The 18,953-nt window shown below is 49.2% G+C and carries 18 protein-coding genes; 8 read left to right on the top strand and 10 right to left on the bottom strand.

The window, feature by feature from the left end; translation table 11 throughout:
- The 3 genes from dtd to typA all read right to left on the bottom strand — a co-directional run bounded on the left by dtd (position 1) and on the right by typA (position 3,335).
- Complete coding sequence (gene dtd, locus Q4488_RS05115) at positions 1 to 438, bottom strand: D-aminoacyl-tRNA deacylase (RefSeq protein WP_303579390.1); 438 nt, start codon at positions 436 to 438, stop codon at positions 1 to 3.
- Between the two features lie 29 nt (positions 439 to 467).
- On the bottom strand, positions 468 to 1,418 hold the full coding sequence (gene pip / locus Q4488_RS05110; RefSeq protein ID WP_303579389.1) for a prolyl aminopeptidase: 951 nt from the start codon (positions 1,416 to 1,418) through the stop codon (positions 468 to 470).
- A 99-nt stretch (positions 1,419 to 1,517) separates the two neighbouring features.
- Entirely contained in the window at positions 1,518 to 3,335 is a 1,818-nt protein-coding gene (gene typA, locus Q4488_RS05105) for a translational GTPase TypA (protein WP_303579388.1), read from the bottom strand.
- Positions 3,336 to 3,776: 441 nt separating this feature from the next.
- Here typA and glnA point away from each other — a divergent pair, with 441 nt between their 5' ends.
- From glnA to trmL, 4 genes are all read left to right on the top strand, one after another.
- A complete protein-coding gene (gene glnA / locus Q4488_RS05100) occupies positions 3,777 to 5,180 on the top strand; it encodes a glutamate--ammonia ligase (protein ID WP_303579387.1) in 1,404 nt (467 codons plus the stop codon).
- A 260-nt stretch (positions 5,181 to 5,440) separates the two neighbouring features.
- A complete protein-coding gene (gene glnL / locus Q4488_RS05095) occupies positions 5,441 to 6,511 on the top strand; it encodes a nitrogen regulation protein NR(II) (RefSeq protein WP_303579386.1) in 1,071 nt (356 codons plus the stop codon).
- Positions 6,504 to 7,928 (top strand): nitrogen regulation protein NR(I), encoded by a 1,425-nt coding sequence (gene glnG / locus Q4488_RS05090; RefSeq protein WP_303579385.1) that lies wholly within the window; start codon positions 6,504 to 6,506, stop codon positions 7,926 to 7,928. The genes glnL and glnG overlap by 8 nt, the downstream gene beginning before the upstream one ends.
- Before the next feature lie 56 nt (positions 7,929 to 7,984).
- Positions 7,985 to 8,449: a tRNA (uridine(34)/cytosine(34)/5-carboxymethylaminomethyluridine(34)-2'-O)-methyltransferase TrmL gene (trmL, locus tag Q4488_RS05085; RefSeq protein WP_303579384.1), complete on the top strand. Its 465-nt coding sequence runs from the start codon at positions 7,985 to 7,987 to the stop codon at positions 8,447 to 8,449.
- 78 nt (positions 8,450 to 8,527) lie between these two features.
- Here the strand turns inward: trmL and secB are convergent, their stop codons facing one another.
- The 3 genes from secB to Q4488_RS05070 are packed head-to-tail and all read right to left on the bottom strand — an operon-like array spanning position 8,528 to position 9,711.
- Complete coding sequence (gene secB / locus Q4488_RS05080) at positions 8,528 to 9,016, bottom strand: protein-export chaperone SecB (protein ID WP_303579383.1); 489 nt, start codon at positions 9,014 to 9,016, stop codon at positions 8,528 to 8,530.
- A gap of 24 nt (positions 9,017 to 9,040) precedes the next feature.
- The gene (grxC, locus tag Q4488_RS05075) at positions 9,041 to 9,295 is read right to left on the bottom strand and encodes a glutaredoxin 3 (RefSeq protein ID WP_303579382.1); all 255 of its coding nucleotides are present in this window, start codon (positions 9,293 to 9,295) and stop codon (positions 9,041 to 9,043) included.
- Between the two features lie 2 nt (positions 9,296 to 9,297).
- Positions 9,298 to 9,711 carry a rhodanese-like domain-containing protein gene (locus Q4488_RS05070; protein WP_303579381.1) on the bottom strand — a complete coding sequence of 138 codons (414 nt, stop codon included), beginning with the start codon at positions 9,709 to 9,711 and terminating at the stop codon, positions 9,298 to 9,300.
- 325 nt (positions 9,712 to 10,036) lie between these two features.
- Here Q4488_RS05070 and gpmI point away from each other — a divergent pair, with 325 nt between their 5' ends.
- The 4 genes from gpmI to Q4488_RS05050 all read left to right on the top strand — a co-directional run bounded on the left by gpmI (position 10,037) and on the right by Q4488_RS05050 (position 15,001).
- Entirely contained in the window at positions 10,037 to 11,587 is a 1,551-nt protein-coding gene (gpmI, locus tag Q4488_RS05065) for a 2,3-bisphosphoglycerate-independent phosphoglycerate mutase (RefSeq protein ID WP_303579380.1), read from the top strand.
- A gap of 63 nt (positions 11,588 to 11,650) precedes the next feature.
- Positions 11,651 to 12,763, top strand: a complete 1,113-nt coding sequence (locus Q4488_RS05060; protein ID WP_303579379.1) for a murein hydrolase activator EnvC — start codon at positions 11,651 to 11,653, stop codon at positions 12,761 to 12,763.
- A 52-nt stretch (positions 12,764 to 12,815) separates the two neighbouring features.
- Positions 12,816 to 14,165, top strand: coding sequence for a S41 family peptidase (locus Q4488_RS05055; RefSeq protein WP_303579378.1), 1,350 nt, complete (start codon positions 12,816 to 12,818; stop codon positions 14,163 to 14,165).
- A 38-nt stretch (positions 14,166 to 14,203) separates the two neighbouring features.
- The gene (locus tag Q4488_RS05050) at positions 14,204 to 15,001 is read left to right on the top strand and encodes a divergent polysaccharide deacetylase family protein (RefSeq protein ID WP_303579377.1); all 798 of its coding nucleotides are present in this window, start codon (positions 14,204 to 14,206) and stop codon (positions 14,999 to 15,001) included.
- A 182-nt stretch (positions 15,002 to 15,183) separates the two neighbouring features.
- On the opposite strand, the gene Q4488_RS05045 is transcribed toward Q4488_RS05050, so the two are convergent.
- The 4 genes from Q4488_RS05045 to Q4488_RS05030 all read right to left on the bottom strand — a co-directional run bounded on the left by Q4488_RS05045 (position 15,184) and on the right by Q4488_RS05030 (position 18,953).
- Positions 15,184 to 15,954, bottom strand: coding sequence for a sulfite exporter TauE/SafE family protein (locus Q4488_RS05045; RefSeq protein WP_303579376.1), 771 nt, complete (start codon positions 15,952 to 15,954; stop codon positions 15,184 to 15,186).
- A 65-nt stretch (positions 15,955 to 16,019) separates the two neighbouring features.
- Entirely contained in the window at positions 16,020 to 16,616 is a 597-nt protein-coding gene (gene slmA, locus Q4488_RS05040; RefSeq protein ID WP_303579375.1) for a nucleoid occlusion factor SlmA, read from the bottom strand.
- Complete coding sequence (argB, locus tag Q4488_RS05035; RefSeq protein ID WP_303579374.1) at positions 16,616 to 17,530, bottom strand: acetylglutamate kinase; 915 nt, start codon at positions 17,528 to 17,530, stop codon at positions 16,616 to 16,618. Before argB ends, slmA begins: the two co-directional genes overlap by 1 nt.
- Complete coding sequence (locus tag Q4488_RS05030; RefSeq protein WP_303579373.1) at positions 17,514 to 18,953, bottom strand: phosphomannomutase/phosphoglucomutase; 1,440 nt, start codon at positions 18,951 to 18,953, stop codon at positions 17,514 to 17,516. Before Q4488_RS05030 ends, argB begins: the two co-directional genes overlap by 17 nt.

Here is an 18,953-nt window from a genome sequence, read left to right as displayed (position 1 = left end):
TTACACTTCTAATAGAAAGGTGACGGGGCCATCATTAACAAGGTTGACTTGCATGTTGGCTCCAAAGCGACCGGTGGCGACGCTGGGATGGCGGTCTTTGGCCTGTTGGACGAAGTAGTCATACAGTGCTTCACCTTGTTCTGGGGTGGCGCCCTTGGAAAATCCCGGGCGCAAGCCTTTCGCCGTATCGGCCACCAGAGTGAACTGTGAGACGATTAACAAGCCGCCGGCGTGTTGTTGAAGGTTGAGATTCATCTTGCCATCGGCGTCGCTGAAGATGCGATAATTCAATACTTTCTGCAGGAGTTTATCGGCACTCGCTTGAGTATCTGTTTTTTCGATACCGAGTAACAAGAGTGTGCCGGAGGCTATTTTACCGTGGCATTCGCCAGCAATCTCGACAGATGCGGAGCTGACTCGCTGAATAAGTGCTTTCAACAGTATTCCTTAATCGTTGGCTGCAGCCGTTAGGCTTTGGAGAGTGCAAATTGTTGCGTGGCTTTGATGAGGTTATCAGTAATGCCCACTTCAAAGGCGCTGTGACCGGCATCTCTGACAATATGTAGCTCTGCTTGAGGTAGGGCGTTATATAAGGCGAAAGCTTGCTGGATAGGACAAACCATATCGTAGCGACCGTGGACGATGACGGTGGGTATCTGTTGGATCTTATGGGCATCGCGCAGGATCTGATCGGCATCGATAAAGGCATGATGGGTAAAGTAATGGGCTTCTATGCGGGCCATAGCTAAGGCGATATGAGGATCACCAAAATGATCGACAATATCATTATTTGGATTCAATGTTGAACAGCGACCTTCCCACACCGACCAAGCTTTGGCGGCTGACATTCTGGCGATATCGTTATCCGAGGTGAGACGCTGATAGTAGGCGCGTAACATATCTGCACGTTCCTGCTGCGGGATAACCTGCTGATATTCTTGCCAGTAGTCTGGGAAGATGGCGCTAGCACCTTGTTGATAGAACCAGCGAATATCCTCGTTACGACAGAGAAAAATGCCTCGTAGAATCATTCCGCAGACCCGTTCGGGAAAGCTTTCGGCATACAGTAAGCTAAGAGTTGAGCCCCAGGAGCCACCAAACAGTAACCATTGATCAACATTCAGATAGTTGCGAATCTGTTCGATATCGTTGATGAGGTTTTGAGTGTTGTTGTCGGCGAGTTCGGCATGGGGTGTTGAGAGTCCGCAGCCACGCTGATCGAAGAGGATGATACGGTATTTTTCTGGATCGAAGAATTTACGATGCGTGGGGCTGGTGCCGCCACCGGGTCCGCCATGAATAAACAGTACAGGAATGCCTTGAGCGTTACCGCTTTCTTCAATATAGAGGGTATGTCGATCATCAACCGCTAAATGGTGCTGTTTATAGGGATTGATATCAGGAAAAAGGATGTTCATATTTAGGTGTCCTTGTGGGCTGACAGACACCGGAAGTATAGCTCGGAACAGGGGTCGCTGTCCGAGCTATTTGCAGGTAGGGCAATAAACTAAAAGCGTTTATTTACCTGAACGTGAGAAGCGTTTACGCTCGTTTTCAGTCAGTAACTTCTTGCGAATACGGATAGCAAGAGGTGTTACTTCGACCAGTTCATCATCTTCGATGAAATCCAGTGCTTGTTCCAAGGTGAAGCGAACAGGCGGCGTTAACTGAATATTCTCATCAGTACCCGAAGCACGGACGTTGGTCAACTGCTTACCCTTGATTGGGTTAACGGCCAAGTCGTTGCTGCGGCTATGAATACCCAGAATCATACCTTCATATACTTCGACATTGGGCTCAACGCACAGACGGCCACGCTCTTGTAAGTTCCAGAGTGAATAACCCAGTGCTTTACCGGTCACCATGGATACCAGAACACCGTTATTACGGCTGATCACTTCACCTTCTTTAACTTCACCGTAGTGATCGAAGACAGATGTCATGATACCGGTACCGGAAGTCATGGTCAGGAACTGCGAGCGGAAACCGATCAGTCCACGAGACGGGATCAGGAACGTCAGACGTACACGACCCTTACCATCGACTTCCATGTTATTCATATCGCCGCGACGTTTGCCCAGCTCTTCAATAATGCTGCCTTGATGCTGTTCTTCAACATCAATCATCACGGTTTCAAAAGGTTCGTGGGTTTTTCCGTCCACTTCTTTTTGAATTACTTCAGGACGGGATACACCCAGCTCAAAGCCTTCGCGACGCATTGATTCGATCAGTACTGACAGGTGTAGTTCACCACGGCCAGAGACTTTGAATTTCTCTGGTGAATCGCCCTGTTCAACGCGCAGTGCAACGTTATGAATCAGTTCGCGATCCAGACGGTCTTTGATGTTACGGCTGGTAACGTATTTACCATCTTTACCGGCAAATGGTGAGTCATTGACTTGGAAGGTCATGGACACGGTTGGCTCATCAACCGACAGTGCAGGTAGTGCTTCTACAGTAGCAGGATCACACAGGGTGTCGGAGATGTTCAGGGCATCAATGCCGGTGATACAAATAATATCGCCCGCTTGTGCTGATTCAACGTCAACACGGTCTAGACCGAGGTAACCCATGATCTTCTGTACTTTACCGTTACGGACATTACCATCACGATCGATGACTTTAACCACTTGATTCAGCTTAACCATACCACGGCTAACACGACCGACACCGATAACGCCGACATAGCTGTTGTAATCCAATGCAGAGATCTGCATTTGGAATGGACCATCAGTATCAACCTGTGGTGGATTAACATGTTCCACGATGGCTTCAAACAGAGGCGTCATATCATCAGCCAGTGCATCGGGTTCTTGACCGGCAATACCGTTTAGCGCTGAGGCGTAGATGATCGGGAAGTCCAGCTGTTCATCCGTTGCACCGAGGCTATCAAATAGATCAAACACTTGATCAACAACATAGTCAGGACGAGAACCCGGGCGGTCAACTTTGTTAACCACAACGATAGGGCGTAGGCCTTGTTCAAAGGCTTTTTGCGTCACGAAGCGCGTTTGTGGCATTGGGCCATCAACGGCATCAACCAACAGGCATACACAATCAACCATCGACAGAACCCGTTCTACTTCGCCACCAAAGTCGGCGTGTCCAGGGGTGTCTACGATGTTGATGTGGTAGTCATTCCATTCAATAGCGGTGTTTTTCGCTAAGATGGTAATACCACGTTCTTTCTCTTGATCATTGGAATCCATGATCCGTTCAGTGCCTTCGTCGCGACGTCCCAGCGTACCGGACTGAGAAAGCAGTTTATCAACCAGAGTGGTTTTACCATGGTCAACGTGGGCTATAATTGCAATATTTCTTAATTTTTCAATCACGTCTGGGAACCTGTGCAGACAAATTTTAGAAGCGCACATTATACATGAGTTATAAGGCGGCTGCGTGTTTCTTGTGTCTAGATTAGTAAAAATAGTTTTTTTTCTGGTTTCGCTGTCTGTTTTTGAGGATAAGTCCTATTCGTTAGCGTATTATGATGGCACCTTTTTGAAGCAGAGAGGATGGCGGCAAAACGTAAAAATGTAGACCGCACTATTTTGGTTCGTTGTTTGTTTTGATTGCTCTATTTTGGTTCGTTTTTCAGAGTTATCATTGTTTCAAATTCGATCAAAAAGGCTGTTGGTCGCGTGTTTTCGGTGCTTTCATTGACTGGCATACCTCTTGCTGCCTAAAAGCGAAATAAGCCTGACTGGTTAGGCTCTTAAATGAGCCTTACGTAATCAGTTAGGGGTCTGGCAATTTAATCTAGTGGAGAAAGTCACATGTCAGAGACTCTGAATCTGATCAAAGAGCATGATGTTAAGTGGGTTGATATGCGTTTTACCGATACTCACGGTAAAGAGCAGCACGTTACCATCCCAGTAACCGAAATTAGTGAAGACTTCTTCGAAGAAGGCAAAATGTTTGATGGATCTTCCATCGGTGGCTGGAAAGGTATCAATGAATCAGACATGATTCTGCAGCCAGACGATTCTGCCTCTGTTATGGATCCATTTGCCGAAGATACGACTATTATCGTGCGTTGTGACATCGTTGAGCCGACCACTGGCCAAGGTTATGAGCGTGATCCACGTTCGGTTGCTAAGCGTGCTGAAGCGTATTTGAAGTCGACGGGTATTGCTGATACCGCTATTTTTGGTCCTGAGCCTGAATTCTTCGTGTTTGATGAAGTGAAGTGGCATCATGATATCAGTGGTTGTGGCTACTCTATTGGTTCTGAAGAAGCTTCTTGGTCGACTAACAGCACCTTCGAAGGTGGTAATACGGGTCACCGTCCACGGGTTAAAGGGGGTTATTTCCCAGTGCCGCCGGTTGATTCACTGCATGATTTGCGAGCGGCTATGTGTGATGCGATGTCAGCGATGGGATTGACCATCGAAGTACATCACCATGAAGTGGCGACAGCAGGTCAGTGTGAGATCGGTGTCGGTCCTAACACGCTGACGGCTAAGGCTGATGAAGTTCAAATCCTGAAATACTGTGTCCACAACGTTGCTCACGCTTATGGTAAAACAGCTACGTTTATGCCTAAGCCTTTGGTGGGTGATAACGGTTCGGGTATGCATGTGCATCAGTCGCTGTCTAAAGATGGTGTTAACATCTTCCACGGTGATGCTTATGCGGGTCTGAGTGAAACGGCGTTGTTCTACATCGGTGGTATCATCAAGCATGCGAAAGCCTTGAATGCCCTGACTAACGCATCAACTAACGCTTACAAGCGTTTGGTGCCAGGTTTTGAAGCACCTGTAATGCTGGCATATTCTGCCCGTAACCGCTCTGCTTCTATCCGTATTCCATACGTGACTAACCCGAAAGCATACCGCATCGAGACACGTTTCCCTGATCCATCGGCTAACCCATACCTGTGCTTTGCGGCACTGATGATGGCGGGTCTTGATGGTATCAAAAACAAAATTCACCCTGGCGATCCTGCGGATAAAGATCTATATGATCTGCCAGCAGAAGAAGCGTTGGCAATTCCAACCGTTGCGGCCTCTTTCGAAGAAGCATTGGCAGCCTTGGATGCCGATCGTGAGTTCTTGACCGCCGGCGGTGTTTTCACTGACGACATGATTGACGCTTATATCGCGCTGAAAACTGAAGAGTGTGAGAAGATTAGTCAGACAACTCACCCTGTTGAGTTCGATCTGTATTACTCTGTTTAATTGATCAGTAAATGATACCAAGCCTCCTTCATGGAGGCTTTTTTTTGCCTAAAACTTATCCGCACTATTGTAGTGCGAAGCCTGCTATACTCATACTGCGAAGATGGTTAAACATAGGCTTGAAGATACCGTCAGTGCTCGTTTAGCTGCTTATTTTTTTGCATGCACCGAGTTGGTTTGTTTTTTGCAGTTATCTTTTTAAACGCCGTATTTATTTCACAATCGGAATGATGGCAAGTTCTTGAGGTATAGCATCGAAGATGATTGCTCCAGATTTACATAAACATATATTAGATAGTTTATCTACCGCGACGGTATTGGTCGATGGTCAGCTACAACTGGTGTATATGAATCCGGCGGCAGAAATGTTGCTTGAGTCGAGTGCGCGTCGTTTGGCTCAGTTGCCTTTTCACGATTGGTTTTTGGTTGATGATGATCAGAATGCGTTGGTTGGGGCGCTCGAAAATGGTCATCCTTTTACCAAGCGTGAGGCAAAGCTGGTAACCCTAGGTGGGCGTGAGATTACCATCGATTACAGTGTTAATCCGATGCCGCAAAAATATGGTCAATTGGTATTGATTGAGTTAACCCCACGGGATCGCTTGATCCGTATCTCTCGTGAAGAGGAGCTACTGAGTAATCATGAAACGGTGATTTCGTTAGTGCGGGGCTTAGCGCATGAGATTAAGAACCCTTTAGGGGGCTTGCGTGGCGCGGCACAGTTACTGGAGCGAGAACTACCCGATGTCGCATTGCACGATTATACCCGAGTGATTATTGATGAAGCGGATCGCTTACGTAATTTGGTCGATCGAATGCTCGGGCCACATAAAATGCCGCGTATGGAAGAGGTGAATATTCATTCTATTCTCGAGCATGTGAGTAGCTTGGTGACCGCTGAGTCTGCCGGTCAGGTATCGGTGTTGCGTGATTATGATCCGAGTCTGCCTGAATTTATGGGGGATCGTGAACAGCTGATTCAAGCGGTACTGAATATTGTCAGAAACAGTATGCAGGCGTTGCAAGAAGCTGACATCGATAATCCACGGATTATTTTGCGTAGCCGGGTTATTCGTAACCTAACGCTGGGAGCTGAGATGCATCGCTTAGTCTGTTGTGTCGAGATCACGGACAACGGGCCGGGAATACCTGAAGAACTTTTGCAGAAGATTTTCTATCCGATGGTGAGTGGACGAGCAGTCGGTACGGGGCTTGGATTGTCCATTGCGCAATCGGTACTGGCTAAACATCGGGGGCTGATCGAGTGTCGCAGTGTTCCGGGTGAAACCTGTTTTCAACTATTAATACCACTGGAGCAACATAATGACTAAGGCCGCATCTGTCTGGATTGTAGATGATGATCGTTCAATTCGTTGGGTGATGGATAAAGCGCTGACCAGTGAAGGGGTCAATGTTACCTTGTTTGAAAGTGGCGATGCGATGTTGCAGCAACTGCAGCGGGAAGCGCCCGATGTCGTTGTCAGTGATATTCGAATGCCGGGTATTGATGGCCTCGACTTACTCGAACGGGTCAATGCGGAACATCCCGAGTTGCCCATTATTATAATGACGGCGCATTCCGACCTAGATAGTGCCGTGGCCTCTTATAAGGGCGGCGCGTTTGAGTATCTGCCTAAGCCGTTTGATATCGACGAGGCAGCGGCATTGGTCATGCGTGCGGTGGAGCATGCGCGTGAACAACAGCAACAACGAGGCGAAGAGCCCGAAGCGCAAACTGAAATTATTGGTGAAGCACCGGCCATGCAGGAAGTGTTTCGTGCCATCGGGCGTTTATCTCAATCAAACATTACCGTGCTCATTAATGGTGAGTCGGGCACGGGTAAAGAGCTGGTCGCCAATGCATTACATCAACATAGTCCGCGCGCATCGAAGCCCTTTATTCCGCTCAATATGGCGGCTATTCCTAAAGATTTGATCGAATCCGAGCTGTTTGGACATGAGAAAGGCTCGTTTACGGGGGCTGCCGCAGCCCGTCCCGGGCGCTTCGAGCAGGCGGACGGTGGTACGCTGTTTCTCGATGAAATTGGTGATATGCCTGCGGATACGCAGACACGACTTTTGCGTGTGCTAGCAGAGGGTGAATTTTATCGAGTGGGTGGGCATACCTCGGTTAAGGTGGATGTGCGTATTATTGCGGCGACTCACCAAGATTTAGAGTCTCTGGTACAACAAGGGCGGTTTCGTGAGGATCTATTCCACCGTCTTAATGTTATCCGTATCCATATTCCTAAGCTGGCTGAGCGTCGCGAAGATATTCCTCGTTTGACGCGTCACTTCCTGCAGAGTTCAGCGGAAGAGTTGAGTGTTGAATCAAAGCTGCTGCATCCGGATACCGAAGTGTTTTTGAGTACGCTGCCTTGGCCCGGTAATGTACGTCAGTTAGAGAACACCTGTCGTTGGCTAACCGTCATGGCGTCTGGGCGTGAAGTGTTGGTTGGCGATCTGCCGCCTGAGCTGCTGGAACAGACGGGTGATGAACAAATTATCACCTCCAATTGGGAGAAGGCCTTGCGTAACTGGGCTGAAAAACAGTTGCAGCAAGGATCGACATCGATTTTGGATACCGCTGTACCGGCATTTGAAAAAATCATGATTGAAGCGGCCTTAAAACAAACCGCGGGTCGTCGTCGAGATGCCTCGTTGTTATTAGGTTGGGGGCGTAATACTCTGACCAGAAAGATTAAAGAGTTAGGCATGGATGATGTGCCTGAAACGGCAGAGGAGTAATCTTCAGTCAGTTTCAGCTATAATCCCTGCCTCATCGAGTGTCAGGGATTTTTTTTATGCTTCACGTTGTGCTTTACCAACCGGAAATACCACCTAATACCGGTAACATTATTCGTTTGTGTGCCAATACTGGGTTTAAATTACATCTCATTGAGCCGTTAGGCTTCGATTTAGATGATAAAAAGCTACGGCGTGCGGGGCTCGATTATCACGAATTCGCTCAGGTCGGGCGCTATCCTGATCTGCAAAGTTGTTTAGATACATTATCGCCGCGGCATATTTGGGCGCTGACAACCAAGGGGAGTCATGCGTATACGGGGGCAGCATTCTCCGCCGGTGATGTCTTGTTATTTGGTCCAGAAACGCGAGGTTTGCCGGCAGAAGTATTAGATAGTCTGCCTAATGAGCAGCGCCTGCGGTTACCGATGAAGGCCGATAGCCGGAGTTTGAACTTATCGAATACGGTGGCAGTTGTGGTTTATGAAGCTTGGCGTCAGTTGGGCTTTGATGGCGGAACTTGAGTATTTCAAGTCAAAGGGTAGGGCTAAAAAAAAACCGGAACATGTCCGGTTTTTTTATGCGCGAACGTAGCCTTCGGCTTAGTGCTGTGGCGCTTCTTCTGACGCGGCAGCCGCTTGAGCTTGCTGTTGCAGCTGTTGAGCATACAGTGCATCAAAGTTAACCGGTGACAACATTAGGGCTGGGAAGCTGCCTTTGTTGACCATGTTATCGATGGCTTCACGTGCATATGGGAAGAGAATGCTTGGGCAGAACGCGCCGAGTGTGTGATGCAGTTCAGCATCGCTAAGGCCGGTGATTGTGAAAATACCCGCTTGCTGTACTTCGACAAGGAAGGCGGTGTCATTTTCGTTTTTGGCGGTGACCGTCAGGGTTAGCACGACTTCAAATACACCTTCATCGAGTGTTGCCGTGGCGGTATTCATATCCAGATTGATTTCTGGCTTCCATTGATGGGTGAACACTTTCGGTGAATTAGGTGCTTCAAATGACGCATCTTTTAAGTAGACACGCTGAATCGCAAACTGAGGGTTTTGTTGTTCTTGTGAACTCTGATCGTTCTCTGCCATGGTTTTATATCCTGATAATAGAAGTTAATCAGCCAGTAATTGATCCAGTTTGCCCTGTTGTTCCAGCGCAAATAGATCATCACATCCGCCGATATGAAGTTCGTTAATAAAAATCTGTGGCACCGATGTTCGGCCACTGCGCTGAATCATATCCTGACGGGCACCCGCGACAGCTTCAACATTGATTTCGTCGTAATGGGCATTTTTATGATCCAGCAACATTTTTGCTCGGCGGCAAAAGGGGCACCAGCTATTGCTGTATAGGGTTATCTGCGGCATGACTATTTAATCACCGGTAAGCTCTGCGACTTCCACTCGGTCATGCCACCGGATAGGCGGACAACGTTTGCAAAACCCGCTGTTTTGAGTTTTTTGCTGGCCGCACCGGCTGTCTGACCGATATTGCAGACAACGATGATCGGTTTTTGCTTATGCTTATCTAACTCAGAGATGCGCTTGTCGAGTTCCGTCACGGGAATATGCACGGCATCAGTAATATGACCAGCGGTAAACTCTTTTTTAGGCCTTATATCGAGAATGACGGCATTATCTTTATTGATCAGGCGGGTGGCTTCATGGGTGCCCACTGATTTGCCCGCTTTATTTTGTTCCGTCCACAGTAGCATTGCTAGGGTTAGACCCCACGCGGCTACCAGCATAATATTATTGGTGATGAATTCGAGCACTTGTTCCATTCTCTGTATCCGGCCAGTTTCGACAATACTTAAATTAGGTCTGTTTATTCAGATGCTGAAATCTAAGCTGATCGCGATGATAGTTTTTAAAGCCGGTAAGTATACCTTGCCAAAGGGCAACAGGTAACAGTCACCGAGGCTAAATAACGATGAAAAATCATCAATGCAGAGGATATTGAATCTGTCGGCTGATTTTTTTAATTAGCAACTCGTTTGCGGCGAGAATTCGCCATTGTGATGTTTTGCCAGTAAAATAGTTGGCCTCGGTGTTAGCGGCGAATAACCGCGTTAAACTCTAAAACAACTTTGAGCGAAAAGAACTTCTATGACTGATCAGCGATCCCCTAAAGCGTTAATTATTCTTGATGGTTTCGGTGTAGAAGCGACCGAATCCAGTGCGATTACCGCCGCCCATACCCCCACGTGGGATCGATTGATGCTACAAGCGCCGCACAGCCGTATATCGACCTCCGGCTTAGCGGTGGGTTTACCTGAAGGGCAGATGGGTAACTCAGAAGTGGGGCATATGAATATTGGTGCCGGTCGGGTGGTCTATCAAAACTTTACTCGTATCAATAAAGCCATTGAAGAGGGTGACTTTTATACCAATACCGCGCTGACGGCGGCGATTGATAAAGCGATTGCCGTTGATGGTGCGGTGCATGTAACCGGCTTATTATCACCCGGTGGTGTGCATAGTCATGAACAGCATATCTTTGCTTTGTTGGAAATGGCGGTTAAACGGGGGGCCAAACAGGTTTTCTTGCATGGCATTTTAGATGGTCGGGATATGCCGCCACGTAGCGCTGAGGCATCCATTAAAGCCGCCGAAGCGAAGTTCGCCGAACTCGGAACTGGGGCGATCGCCACCATCGTGGGGCGCTACTTTGCGATGGATCGAGATAATCGTTGGGATCGAGTGCAGTTAGCTTATGATGCCATGACCAGCGGTTTAGCGCCCTGTTATGAAACTTCGGCGTTGGATGCACTGCAGCATGCTTATGAGCGTGATGAAAATGATGAGTTCGTGCAGGCGACGACGATTATGGCTGACGATGGCCAGCCAATTGGGTTAATTCGGGATAATGATGCGCTGATCTGTGCCAACTTTCGTCCCGATCGCTCACGGGAGATCACGCGTGCCTTTGTCGATGTCGAGTTTGATGGCTTTGTCCGCAATGCTGCACCGGCGCTGTCGGATTATGTGATGATGACCGAGTATGCATCGGATATTCAAGCTCACTGTGCCTATCCGCCGGTTAAATTGGTGAATAGCTTGGGTGATTTTCTGGCCAAACAGCAAAAAACGCAGTTACGTATCGCTGAAACAGAAAAATATGCTCACGTGACCTTCTTTTTCAATGGGGGTGAAGAACAACCCTATGAGGGCGAGGAACGTATTTTGGTGCCTTCACCAGATGTCGCCACCTATGATCTAAAGCCGGAGATGAGCGCGCCGGAAGTCACCGATAAACTCGTGTCAGCGATTGAGAGTGGTAAGTTTGATTTGATCGTCTGTAATTTTGCTAACCCCGATATGGTGGGTCACACGGGTAACTTTGAGGCAGCGGTTAAAGCCGTCGAGGTGGTTGATCAGTGTATTGCTCGCGTGCTTGAGGCGATGCAGACAGTCGCAGGTGAAACCTTAATTACCGCCGATCATGGTAATGTTGAACTGATGGTCAACCCTAAAACCGGTCAGGCGCATACGGCACATACGCTCTGGCCCGTTGCGTTGGTGTATGACGGCCCCCGTCGAGCTCAATTGCAACTCAACGATGGTGCGTTGTGTGATTTAGCACCAACCTTATTGGCATTGATGGGATTAGAGCAGCCGCTAGAAATGACGGGTCATTCACTGGCTGATATCGGGTAAGGTTCGGTGCCGTTGTTTAAACGGCCTAGTAATATGTCGACACACATATTTAAGGCTTGTGTTATGGCTGTGTTGCTAGCGTTGACGCAGCCGCTGATGGCTGCGCAAGAGAAAGCGACTGCCGCCGAGATTACTTCGCTTAAGAAAACCATCGCTCAGCTGAGTAAGCGTTTGGGCGCATTACAAGGTCAGCAGGCATCGGTGCAACGAGAGGTGCGGCGCACCGATCAGCGCATTGGTGAGTTGGCGAGTGAAATTCTGCGACTCAATACTCAACTGACGAGTGCTGAAGCGCGCTTACGCCGGTTAGAGCAAGATAAACAACCGCTGTTGGCCGAGTTACAGCAACAAGCCGCAGGGCTGGAGCAGCAACTCCGTCAGCAGCATAAAGCGGGACGACAGCCGCGTTTACAGTTGCTGTTGATGCAACGAGACCCCGAACAGGTGTCGCGAATGTTGCATTATTATGATCGTATTAATCAAGCGCTGAGTCAGCGGCTCGCATCATTTCGTGCCGGGTTGCTTCAGTTGGAACAGGCGCAGCAGGCGATTCGGGCTGCGCAGCAAGATATTTTTGATCGCCGCGATTTACTCAAAGCACGGGCTGATGATCTAGAGTCAGTCCGTCAAGAGCGTCGTCAAGTGTTGGCTGAACTGACAACAAAATTGAGTAGTGACAGTCAGAAACTACAAGCGATGCAAGCCGATCAGCAGCGTTTGGAAAAACTGCTAAGGCAGATTCGTCAATCGATAGAGAAAATAGCTATTGGCGATGATGAGCGTGCGTTTACGCAATTGAAAGGGCGGCTGCCGTGGCCGGCACAAGGTAAACTGAGTCGCCGTTTTGGTAGTGTGCGTGATGGTATCCGTTATCAAGGGGTTTTACTGACGCAGGCTGCGGATCGGTCGGTTAAGGCGGTGCATCATGGACGGATCGTTTTTTCCGATTGGTTAAGAGGCTATGGCTTATTGATTATCGTCGATCATGGTGCCGGCTATATGAGTCTCTATGGTCATAATGAGTCACTATTGCGCGATGTGGGTGAATGGGTTTCTGCCGGGGATCAATTGGCCACGGTTGGTCGTAGTGGTGGAAGTAGCGTAGCGGGGCTTTATTTTGCGGTACGTTATAAGGGAAATTCAGTGGATCCGCTTAAATGGCTGGCGAGAAGGTAGCCCGAGCGGTTATGCTGCTTTAATATTTTATCGATGTTAATAAGGATAAACCATGACGCTGAAGCAACAGCTATCCAGCCTAATGAAACCTCTGTTGCTGACCTGCCTAATGAGCGGGGCAGCTACGCCGCTGTTTGCCGCGGACGCTACGCCGACGGATGAGGCGATTAAGAGTATTCCGCTAGAAGAGATTCGCTTGTTTACTGAAGTATTCGAGCGCATTAAAAATAGCTATGTTGAGCCCATCGATGACGCCAAGTTATTGGAAGATGCGGTACGCGGTATGTTGGCGGGGCTTGATCCTCATTCGGCCTACCTTGGGGCGGAAGCATTTAGTGATCTTCAGAGTCATACCAGTGGTGAGTTCGGCGGCTTAGGCATCGAGGTCGGCATAGAGGATGGCTTTATCCGCGTTATTGCACCGATTGACGATACGCCCGCTCAACGGGCGGGGGTTAAAGCGGGCGATTTGATTATTAAGCTTGGCGATCTACCCGTTCAAGGAATGGGGTTGGCCGATGCGGTTAAACTGATGCGCGGTAAGCCCGGTTCTGAGCTGACATTGACCGTGATGCGCGAAGGCGAAGATAAGCCGTTGGAGATTGTGGTGGTACGGGATATTATCCGCGTGACCAGCGTCAAACAGCGAATGTTAGAAGACGGAATTGGTTATCTACGGATTACACAGTTTCAGGTGAATACCGGCAGAGATCTTCAGCTAGCGGTGAAAAAGCTGCAAGCAGAAGGGGAATTGAACGGCGTGGTTTTGGATTTGAGAAATAATCCGGGTGGCGTTTTGCGCGCGGCCGTTGCCGTGTGTGATGCCTTCCTCGATCAGGGTTTGATCGTGTATACCGAGGGGCGGGTGGCGAATTCCGAACTGCGTTACCATGCGACGCAAAAAACCTTGATTGAAAATGAGATACCCCTGGTTGTGTTGATTAATCAGGGCTCGGCATCAGCGTCTGAAATCGTGGCCGGTGCGCTACAAGATCAATCTCGCGCGGTGATTATGGGGGTTGATAGCTTTGGTAAAGGCTCGGTGCAAACGATTTTGCCGCTGACTAAAGAAAGGGCTTTGAAGTTAACAACGGCTCGTTATTACACTCCCTTAGGTCGCTCGATTCAGGCACAAGGCATTGTGCCTGATATTTATGTGGCGGAAGCGGATATTAACCTGAAAGAGTCGGGTAATTTCATTAAAGAGCGGGATTTAACTGGCCACCTTGAAAATGCTGAAGCGGAATTGAACGATCCATCGGCAGCGTTGGTATCGATTGTTGAAAATGATTTTCAGCTTTATGAGGCATTGAACTTACTCAAAGGGCTATCGGTGGTTCGATCTAGTGCTAAATCAACCACCAAGGCCGCCGCTACGGCCATACAAGCTGAGGGGCAGTGATACCTTTTAGCTTATCTCAAACGCGGCTTGTCCGTTATGTGGCACTGCTGTGTTGGTTATCGCTCGGCTCTCAGGCCGCCTTAGCCGATACGGTGCAAGCCCGATTAATGATCATCGTTGATGATATTGGCAATAATCTTGAGCAAGGGGTCGCGGCGATAAATCTGCCGGGCCCTATCGCCTATTCCATTCTTCCTCATACGCCTCACAGTGTTTCGCTGGCTCAATTAGCCTTCCGTCAGGGTAAAGAAGTGATGTTACATGCGCCGATGGCTAATGCGGCTAATTTGCGACTCGGGCCGGGGGCGCTCACCGATACGCTCAGTCAAGCGCAACTACAAAGAGTGTTAGCTGATGCGATCGCGGCGGTGCCGCATGTGACGGGGATGAATAATCATATGGGAAGTTTGCTAACTCAACGCCGTCAGAAAATGGACTGGGTGATGGAAGTGTTGGCACAGCAGGGATTGTTTTTTCTCGATAGCAGAACCACGAGTCAGACGGTCGCTTGGAAATCGGCCTATTCTCGGGGGATTCCTTGGTTGATGCGGGATGTGTTTCTCGATCATGAACAGACGACGGCATTTGTCGATAAGCAGTTTCGCACGGGCCTGACATTGGCGCAACAGCAGGGTTTTGCGGTGCTTATTTGTCATCCTTACCCTGTGACGATTGCTTATCTGCAACAAGCCTTACCGGCGCTTGGTGAGCGAGGCGTGCAGCTGGTTAGTCCGAGCGGCTTTCTCTTACAGCAGGCCGAGGCACGTCGACTGGTGGAGGCTGAGCGAATCGCCTCCGTGTCAGCATCGGCTTGTGTTCAGCAGCACAGCTGCTAAGGTAAAAATCTAGCGTTCTTTAAAGCGGCTAAGGGGTTACTGCGTCAGTAACTGAGGTTGAGGCTGCGATAATAAGCGTTAAGCGCTCTTTCTGAGCGCGAGTAAACGAGACTAGCTTGAAGCAAGCCCTGAAATAGTCAGTCCCGAAATAGACAGTCCTGAGATGCGATGGCAAAGCCTGTCTATCCGAATAACATGCAGCCATCATAGATAAGCTTCATACCCACCGCGATCGTCAGTGTTTCAAAGGCGCGCTTGATCAAGCCATTTCCGCGACTCAAGGCGAAGTGAGTGCCGCTATAAGCGCCAATAATGGCACCGATAATTAATGCGGGTAACCACTGCCAATGAGGGGGGTGTTGCCATGCCACGGTGATGGCGCCACCACCGTTCCAAAAGATGCCAACGAGCACCAGCACATAAGCGACGGCGGATTTATAGTCCAAGCCGAACCAACGCACCAGCCAGAGGGTAACGAATAAGCCGGTGCCCGAGGTAAGTGAACCATTGAGAATGCCAATCAGGCTCAGTACCATTCCACCGATCAGTAGACCGACCGTATCACGATGACGAGGTTCGGCGGAGATCCCCAGCTGAGATCTTAAGACGGAATAAAGCCCTAAGCTGCTGGTGAGTATCCCGAGGCTAAAAATGGTCAGTGATTCGGGTAATCGAAGTACCAGCACGCCACCGAGTATGACGCCGGGAAGGCCGCATGCGAGAATGAAGAGGCAAAAGCGGCGGTCCAGCGATTTTTCACGGAGATGACGCAGTGTGGCGCCAACACCGAGTGCCACACTCGCTACTTTGTGGGTCGCTAAGGCGCTACTAAAACTGAGGCCGAGAAATAACAGCACGGGGAGTTGTAACAAACCGGCTCCGCCGCCAGCCATGGCTGAAAGGCCATTGGCTAGCAGAGAGATCAATAGCAGACTGATTTGTTCGATGATCATGTCAGCGCGAGTCTCGGGTTTCTCTTGCAGCTATGCAGTTAAGCAGTTAAGCCACTCCGCAGACGTTATCGGCTGGCCGCTGAGGCTAAAATACTCCATTGATCGGCCCAATTGTGTGTCGGACGGGCTTTAAATTCCGTCCGCACAAACTGACGAATACGTCCTTCAGCACAGGCCAGCATGAGATTGGCTGTTGCGCCGGTAGGCAGTTCAGTGCGTAAGCCTTCGATTTGTTCCGCGGTGCGCATAATCTGCTTCAATTGCGTTTCCATGCGCTCAAAAAACTGATTAATACGCTGACGTAATCGATCGGTTTCGCCGGACAGTGCATCACCCGTGAGAATACGGGCCATACCTGGGTTTTTCTCAACAAAGGCCAGTAGCAGCGTGAGAATTTGTTCGCACTGCTTCATTGCGTTGGCATCAGAGCTGGTAATGATATTGATGCGACTGAAAACCGTGTCTTCGATAAACGCGATCAAGCCCTCGAACATGCGCGCTTTACTGGGAAAGTGACGATACAGTGCCGCTTCTGAAACGCCCACGTGCTTTGCCAAGGCGGCGGTCGTGATACGAGCCCCAGGATCATTTTCCAGCATCATTGCCAGTGATTGTAAAATTTGTTCCCGTCGGGATGGTTTTGCCTGCGCCTCTACATCCATTATTCTTGTACCTTACGGGTCTGATTGGTGATCAGTGTGCCGACACCTTCATCGGTAAAGAGTTCTAGAATACAGGCGTGCTCGACTCGACCATCGATAATATGTGCGCTGTTGACGCCGCATTTCACCGCACTCAGGGCGCAATCTATTTTAGGTAACATGCCGCCGTAGATGGTGCCATCTTCGATCAATGCATCAACCTCTTGCGTCGTCAGGCCCGTGAGGACATTGCCCGTTTTATCAAGCAAGCCGTTAATGTTTGTCAGCAGAATGAGCTTTTCTGCCTGTAACACTTCGGCAACCTTTCCGGCCACTAAGTCTGCATTGATGTTGTAAGACGCACCGTCACTATCAACCCCAATGGGGGCAATCACGGGGATAAAGTCGGAATTACTGAGCATATCCAGCACTTTAGTATTGATATGATCTACTTCACCGACATGTCCGATATCGATAATTTCGGGCGCCGACATCTCCGGTGATTTATGCTTCACCTTGAGTTTGCGTGCGCCTAGCAACATACCGTCTTTACCGGTTAAACCGATAGCTTGACCGCCATTGCGGTTGATTAAGCCAACGATATCTTTGTTGACCATGCCGCCTAGTACCATCTCTACCACATCCATCGTTTTGGCATCTGTGACTCGCATACCATTGACGAAGTGAGATTCGATGGATAGTTTATCTAATAATTCGCCGATCTGTGGACCACCGCCGTGAACCACAACGGGATGAATACCGATCAGCTTCATCATAACGATATCGCGCGCGAAACTGTCCTTCAGCTTTTCATCAATCATCGCATTACCGCCGTACTTAATGACCACGGTTTTACCAGAAAATTGCTGAATGTAGGGTAGTGCTTCGCTTAGCACGTTAGCGGTATTGATCGCTTCTTTACGTGACAGTGGCATGAGTATTGTCTCTATCTGTAGGGTTTGTGTAGTTTGTAACCGCTAACTCCGGAATTTGCAAGTCAGGTATTAGCGGATTGAGTGTTTGCATCACCGTTTCACTGATACGCTGCAGTGCTGTCACCGTTAAGGCTTCGATTCTTAGGGTTAGCATCGGGGTCGTGTTGGAGGGTCTGATACCGAACCAGCCATCGCTGTATTCGACGCGTAAACCATCGATATCACAGACGCTCGCGGGTGCAAAGTCAGTCTGTTTGAGTGTGTCGATGAGGCTAAATTTATCACTATCGCTAATCGCAATATTGATCATCGGGGTCGCCGGCAGTATTGGGAACGGATCAAACAGTTCGGCGGCTGAGCCGTTCGAGCGGCTCAGCAGTTCTAATAGCCGGATCGCGGCGTAGAGTCCGTCATCAAAGCCATACCATTGCTCAGCGAAAAAAAGGTGGCCGCTGAACTCTCCGCCAAACAGCGCGCCATTCTCCTGCATGCGGTTTTTAATCATCGAGTGGCCACAGCGCCACATATCTGCCTGACCGCCAAGTTGCTTGATTAATAGTCCAATATTGAGAGAGCATTTCACATCATAGACAATCTTGGCGCCGATATGACGTTGCAGCAGATCTTCAATAAACAGACAGATCAGTTGATCAGGGGTGATAATATCGCCTTGATTACTGATGACGGCCAGTCGATCGCCATCGCCATCCAATGCAAGGCCGATATCTGCCTGTGATTGACGCACGCCAGCGATCAAGTCGACAAGGTTTTCAGGTTTTTCTGGATTGGGGTGATGATGAGGAAAGTGGCCATCAACCTCACAATATAGCGGCTCAACATCACAGCCAAATTGTTGCAACAGCTTGACGATTAACGGGCCAGGCACGCCATTACCGCAATCAACGACAACCTTCAGTGGACGATGTAATTGTCGGCCCTGCAATAGACGTGACAGATAAGCGTCATCAATCGTTTGCTGTTGATATGTGCCGTTGCCCGAGGTGAGCTGATCAGCGATACAGCGTTGATAAAGCCCGCTAATCTCATCGCCTGAGAGTGTATGGCCGGCGAGCATGATTTTAAAGCCGTTATAATTCGCCGGATTATGACTGCCTGTGATGATGACGCCAGAGCCCGTCTGTAAGGCATGCGTGGCAAAGTACAGCGCTGGCGTAGGGATCATCCCAAGATCGATAACATCAATACCGCTGCGTAACAAACCGGTAATGAGCGCCTGATGCAGTGTAGGGCTGGATAGTCGTCCATCATAGCCGACACAGATCCTGGTTTGTTGTCTCGCCTGGGCTTCACTACCAATCGCCTGACCGATGAGCGCGCTGCTATAGCGATTAAGGCTATCAGGGTAGATACCGCGGATATCATAGGCACGAAAGATCGCCGGATTAAGTTCCTGTTGTTTCAA

The organism is Amphritea sp. 1_MG-2023, from assembly GCF_030547545.1.
Lineage (GTDB): Bacteria > Pseudomonadota > Gammaproteobacteria > Pseudomonadales > Balneatricaceae > Amphritea.
The sequence above is the reverse complement of the archived record's forward strand: the minus strand, read 5'-3'. Positions and strand labels throughout refer to the sequence as shown.